General features: G+C 63.4%; 7 protein-coding genes. 1 reads left to right on the forward strand and 6 read right to left on the reverse strand.

The window, feature by feature from the left end; all coding sequences use genetic code 11:
- From VIR09_RS10385 to VIR09_RS10410, 6 genes are all read right to left on the reverse strand, one after another.
- A partial coding sequence (locus tag VIR09_RS10385) for a zinc-ribbon domain-containing protein (RefSeq protein WP_332012797.1) occupies window positions 1-144 on the reverse strand: 144 nt, incomplete at its 3' end.
- 24 nt (window positions 145-168) lie between these two features.
- Window positions 169-1,098: a 50S ribosomal protein L11 methyltransferase gene (gene prmA / locus VIR09_RS10390; protein ID WP_332012793.1), complete on the reverse strand. Its 930-nt coding sequence runs from the start codon at window positions 1,096-1,098 to the stop codon at window positions 169-171.
- Between the two features lie 104 nt (window positions 1,099-1,202).
- Entirely contained in the window at window positions 1,203-2,549 is a 1,347-nt protein-coding gene (gene accC / locus VIR09_RS10395; RefSeq protein WP_332012794.1) for an acetyl-CoA carboxylase biotin carboxylase subunit, read from the reverse strand.
- 9 nt (window positions 2,550-2,558) lie between these two features.
- A complete protein-coding gene (gene accB, locus VIR09_RS10400) occupies window positions 2,559-3,014 on the reverse strand; it encodes an acetyl-CoA carboxylase biotin carboxyl carrier protein (RefSeq protein ID WP_332012795.1) in 456 nt (151 codons plus the stop codon).
- An 88-nt stretch (window positions 3,015-3,102) separates the two neighbouring features.
- On the reverse strand, window positions 3,103-3,537 hold the full coding sequence (gene aroQ, locus VIR09_RS10405; RefSeq protein ID WP_043544779.1) for a type II 3-dehydroquinate dehydratase: 435 nt from the start codon (window positions 3,535-3,537) through the stop codon (window positions 3,103-3,105).
- 89 nt (window positions 3,538-3,626) lie between these two features.
- Window positions 3,627-4,160, reverse strand: a complete 534-nt coding sequence (locus VIR09_RS10410) for a TlpA disulfide reductase family protein (RefSeq protein ID WP_332012798.1) — start codon at window positions 4,158-4,160, stop codon at window positions 3,627-3,629.
- 92 nt (window positions 4,161-4,252) lie between these two features.
- On the opposite strand from VIR09_RS10410, the gene mpl reads away from it, so the two are divergent.
- The coding region (mpl, locus tag VIR09_RS10415) for a UDP-N-acetylmuramate:L-alanyl-gamma-D-glutamyl-meso-diaminopimelate ligase (protein ID WP_332012796.1) at window positions 4,253-5,043 on the forward strand (791 nt) is incomplete at its 3' end.

Below are 5,043 nucleotides of genomic sequence, written 5' to 3' on the forward strand. Positions count from 1 at the left end.
GCCCGCGACCGGCACCAGGCAGGCGCGCCCGTCGAACACGGTCGAGCAGGCGCCGCAACGCACCAGGCCATTGCGGACCCGCAACTGGTCAGGCACCACCTTGAAGGTGGTGCCGCACTGCGGGCAACGGGTGGTCAAGGCCATGGCGCGATCCTGCGGCGGTAGCGCTCAGGCCTTCTGGCCGTGCAGACACACCCAGCCGTCGCGCGCGCGCCAGACCGACATCGCGATCCAGGGCGCATAGGCGGCGGCCACTTCCTCGGCTTGCCGCTCCAGCACGCCGGACAGCACCAGATGGCCGCCCGCGGCGACGCGTCCGGCCAGCATTGGCGCCAACACCTTCAGGGGGTTGGACAGGATGTTGGCCACCACCACTTCGAAAGTGCCTTCCGCCAGCCCGTCGGGCAGCATGGCTTGCAGGTCGACGTGGTTGACCTCGGCATTGAAGATCGTGCTCTGCACCGCCTGGGCGTCGATATCCACCGCCTGAGTCGGACCCGCGCCCAGCTTGCGCGCGGCGATGGCCAGAATGCCCGAGCCGCAGCCATAGTCCAGCAGCGTGGCGCCGGCCGGCAATTCGGCTTCCAGCCAGGCCAGGCACAGATGAGTCGTGGGATGGCTGCCCGTGCCGAAGGCCAGGCCCGGATCCAGCTCGATGTGGATCGCGCCCTCCTGGGTGGCGGCGTCCGGCTCGAAGGCCGGCACATCCGGATTGTCGCGGTGCCAGCTGGGCACGATCCAGAGGCGTTCGGCGATATGGATGGGGCCGAACTGCGACTGCGTCAGGCGTACCCAGTCGGCGTCTGGCACGTCGCGCAGGCTCCAGCCCTCGAACACGGCGGGATCCAGCTCGCCGGCGGCGGTGGCCTCTTCCATGATCTGCGCGGGATCGGCTCCGTCGGGCAGCAGGGCGACGACGCGATTGCGGTCCCAGGCCTGCACGTCGGGCTCGGTGCCCGGTTCGCCGAACAAGGGACGCTCAACGTCGGTGCCCAGGTCGGCATCTTCGACGGATACCGACAGCACGCCTGCTTCCAGCAGAGCGTCCGAGAGAGCTTCGGCTTGCGCCTCCAGGCAATGGAGCACGAGTTCACGCATGATGATTCTTCCATCTGGTCAACGGGCCGCGGCTTGCGCCGCGGCCCGTTGACCGTAAAACAAAACAGGAGCGGCCCGGGAGCGGAAAGCTCCCGGATCGCAGGTCAGGGACGCTGCGCCAACTTGTTTTCCAGGTAGTGGATGCTGGTGCCGCCTTCAATGAAGCGGGCGTCCTGCAGCATTTCGCGATGCAGCGGGATGTTGGTGGAAATGCCTTCCACCACCATTTCCGACAGCGCGGTACGCATGCGGGCCAGCGCCTGGTCGCGCGTGTCGCCGTAGGTGATGACCTTGGCGATCATCGAATCGTAGTTCGGCGGCACGAAATAGCCGTTGAACGCATGCGAATCGATACGCACGCCCGGACCACCCGGCGTGTGCCAGTTGGTGATACGGCCGGGGCTGGGCACAAAGCGGAACGGATCTTCCGCGTTGATGCGGCATTCGATCGCGTGGCCCTTGAACACGATGTCGCGCTGGCGCAGCGTGAACTTCTCGCCCGCGGCGATCAGGATCTGCTGCTGGACCAGATCGATGCCGGTGATCAGTTCGGTGACCGGGTGTTCAACCTGGATGCGGGTGTTCATTTCGATGAAATAGAACTCGCCGTTTTCATACAGGAACTCGAACGTGCCCGCGCCGCGGTAGCCCATCTTGCGGCAGGCATCGGCGCAACGATCGCCGATGCGCTCGATCAGACGGCGCGCGACGCCCGGCGCGGGCGCCTCTTCGATGACTTTCTGGTGGCGGCGCTGCATGGAGCAGTCGCGCTCGCCCAGCCAGACGGCGTTGCGGCCGCCATCGGCCAGCACCTGGATTTCAATATGGCGCGGGTTCTCGAGGAACTTCTCCATATAGACTTCCGGGTTGTTGAACGCGGCGCCTGCTTCCGAGCGCGTCATCGTGACGGCATTCAGCAGCGCGGCCTCGGTGTACACCACGCGCATGCCGCGGCCACCGCCGCCGCCTGCCGCCTTGATGATGACCGGATAGCCAACTTCGCGCGCAATGCGGATGATTTCCTGCGGATCGTCGGGCAACGCGCCTTCCGAACCCGGCACCACCGGCACGCCGGCTTCGATCATTGCGCGCTTGGCGCTGACCTTGTCGCCCATCAGGCGGATGGTGTCCGGACGCGGGCCGATGAAGACGAAGCCGCTCTTTTCGACGCGATCGGCGAAGTCGGCATTTTCGGACAAGAACCCGTAACCCGGGTGAATTGCCTCGGAATCCGTGACTTCGGCCGCCGAAATGATGGCCGGCATGTTCAGGTAGCTTTCACGCGAAGGCGCGGGCCCGATGCACACCGATTCATCGGCCAGGCGCACGTACTTGGCTTCGCGGTCGGCTTCGGAGTGCACGACCACGGTCTTGATGCCCAGCTCGCGGCAAGCGCGCTGAATGCGCAGGGCGATTTCGCCCCGATTGGCGATCAGGATTTTTTCGAACATTTTCAGCTATCAGCCAATGACGAACAGGGGTTGACCGTACTCGACGGGCTCACCGTTTTCGACCAGGATTTCTTTGATGACGCCGGACTTGTCGGCTTCGATTTCATTGAGCAGCTTCATGGCTTCAATGATGCAGAGCGGATCGCCTTCCTTGACGGTGGCGCCGACGTCGATGAACGGGGCTGCGCCCGGGTTCGGCGAACGGTAGAAGGTGCCAACCATGGGCGCCTTGACGACATGGCCCTGGATCACCGGCGCGGCTTCCGCGACGGGCGCGGCCGGCGCGGCGGCGTGAGCCATGGGCGCGGCCGGCACGCCGGCTTCCGGGTGGTGGTAGGCGACCGGCTGCAAGGTCTGCGAGAACTTGACGATCCTCACCTTGCCTTCGCCTTCGGTGATTTCCAGCTCGGCGATGCCCGATTCAGCCACCAGGTCGATCAGGGTTTTGAGTTTTCGGAGGTCCATAGAAGCTGCTTCCCGAGATAGTATCGGCGACGTCCCAGCGTCGGGTCCGCGCCGTATAAGATGTAAATGCTGTGAGTTTGGTGCGAGATCAGTGCCGCACTGCGTAACGCAGAGCCGCCTCGTAGCCGTCCGCGCCCAGGCCGCTGATAAGGCCTACCGCCAAGTCGGACAGATAAGAGTGATGCCTGAAGGGCTCTCGCTTATACAGATTGGACAAATGTACTTCAATAAATGGGATCGCGACCCCAGCCAGCGCATCGCGAATCGCGACGCTGGTGTGCGTATATGCCGCCGCGTTGATGATGATGAAGTCTGTGCCGTCTTGCCGTGCCGCCTGAATGCGGTCAACCAGCGCGCCTTCGTGGTTGCCTTGCCACGCTGTCAGCGTGGCGCCCAGTTCGCCTGCAAGCAACTCAAGGCGCTCATTGATCTGTTGCAGCGTGAGGCTGCCGTAGATATGAGGCTCTCGGGTGCCGAGCAGGTTCAGATTCGGGCCATGCAATACCAGTATGTTTTGCGCCATGCGCTTGCCAGTGAGTGGTTTGCCAATTGTTGGCAAAACAGCCGATAAACCAGCTTTTTACGCCAATTCCTACTATTTGTCCAACAGACTTACGCCTTTAAACCAGATAAAGTGCGTTCCAGGTCATCGGGCTGAATTTCACCTAATATCTTCCGGTTAATTCCGCCATCTGCATTGAAAACAATCGTAAAAGGCAGGCCGCCACTGGGATTTCCCAGCTTGCGCAATGTATCGATGGCGCCTGCGCCTATTACCCAGAGGGGATAGGAAACCTGCACTTTCTCGACAAATTTTTGCATGTTCGCCGCCGAATCGACCCCAATGCCGACAAATCGCACATGCGGGTATTTTTTCTGCAAAGCGTCGAGTTCAGGCATTTCTCGGACGCATGGCGCGCACCAGGTTGCCCAGAAATTGACCACGATGGGCTGGCCTTTCCAGCCCGACAGCGTGTGGGACGCCCCATTCAAATCGGGAAGCTGCATCTGCATCAGCCCGGCGACGGGATCGCCGGCATCGGCGGGAGCCGCGGGCGTCGAGGTCTTGCGGCCCATCAGGGTATAGCCGCCCGCAACCGTGGCGGCTATGGCCACGCCGGCGGAAAGAAGTAGGCGTCGATTCATGGCGCGATCATAACCGCTGCCGCCGTTTCGCGCCGCGTCCGCCGCAGCCCGGCGCTTCTCTATATATACAATGCAGGACAGGAGAGTTTTCAATGCACCTGCATATTCTTGGCATCTGCGGTACGTTCATGGGCGGCTTGGCGCTGATCGCGCGCGCCGCCGGCCACAAGGTCACCGGTTGCGACGCGGGCGTGTACCCGCCCATGAGCACGCAACTGTCCGAGCAAGGAATCGAGCTGATCGAAGGCTTCGGCGCCGAACAACTGGCGCTCAAGCCCGATCTGTACGTGATCGGCAACGTGGTCAGCCGCGGCAACCCGCTGATGGAGGCCATCCTGGATTCGGGCGCTCGCTACGTGTCGGGGCCGCAATGGCTGGGCGACAACATCCTGCCCGGCCAGCACGTGCTGGCGGTGGCGGGCACCCACGGCAAGACCACCACCAGTTCGATGCTGGCCTGGGTGCTTGAAGCCGCGGGCATGGCGCCCAACTTTTTGATCGGCGGCGTGGCGCAGGACCTGCATGTGTCGGCGCGCTTCGACCCGTCGCGCCGTCCCTTCGTGATCGAGGCGGACGAGTACGACACGGCTTTCTTCGACAAACGCTCGAAGTTCGTCCATTACCGTCCGCGTACGGCCATCCTGAATAATCTTGAATACGATCACGCCGACATCTTCCCCGATCTGGCCGCGATCGAGACCCAGTTCCACCACCTGGTGCGCACCATCCCCGGCTCGGGCCGCATCGTGCGCCCGACGCGCTGCGCTGCGCTGGACCGCGTGATTGCGCGTGGATGCTGGTCCGAAACCGTCACGTTCGGCGCCGATGGCGCCTGGCAGGCGACGGCGCCGGACGCCGAGGGCGCGTTCAGCGTGCTGCGCGG

Source organism: Achromobacter sp., assembly GCF_036567245.1.
Classification (GTDB): domain Bacteria; phylum Pseudomonadota; class Gammaproteobacteria; order Burkholderiales; family Burkholderiaceae_B; genus Achromobacter.

Excerpts from the sequence above, each read along its gene's own strand:
- prmA (WP_332012793.1), bottom strand. The coding sequence starts at position 1,098 with ATGCGTGAACTCGTGCTCCATTGCCTGGAGGCGCAAGCCGAAGCTCTC.
- accC (WP_332012794.1), bottom strand. The coding sequence starts at position 2,549 with ATGTTCGAAAAAATCCTGATCGCCAATCGGGGCGAAATCGCCCTGCGC.
- accB (WP_332012795.1), bottom strand. The coding sequence starts at position 3,014 with ATGGACCTCCGAAAACTCAAAACCCTGATCGACCTGGTGGCTGAATCG.
- aroQ (WP_043544779.1), bottom strand. The coding sequence starts at position 3,537 with ATGGCGCAAAACATACTGGTATTGCATGGCCCGAATCTGAACCTGCTC.
- VIR09_RS10410 (WP_332012798.1), bottom strand. The coding sequence starts at position 4,160 with ATGAATCGACGCCTACTTCTTTCCGCCGGCGTGGCCATAGCCGCCACG.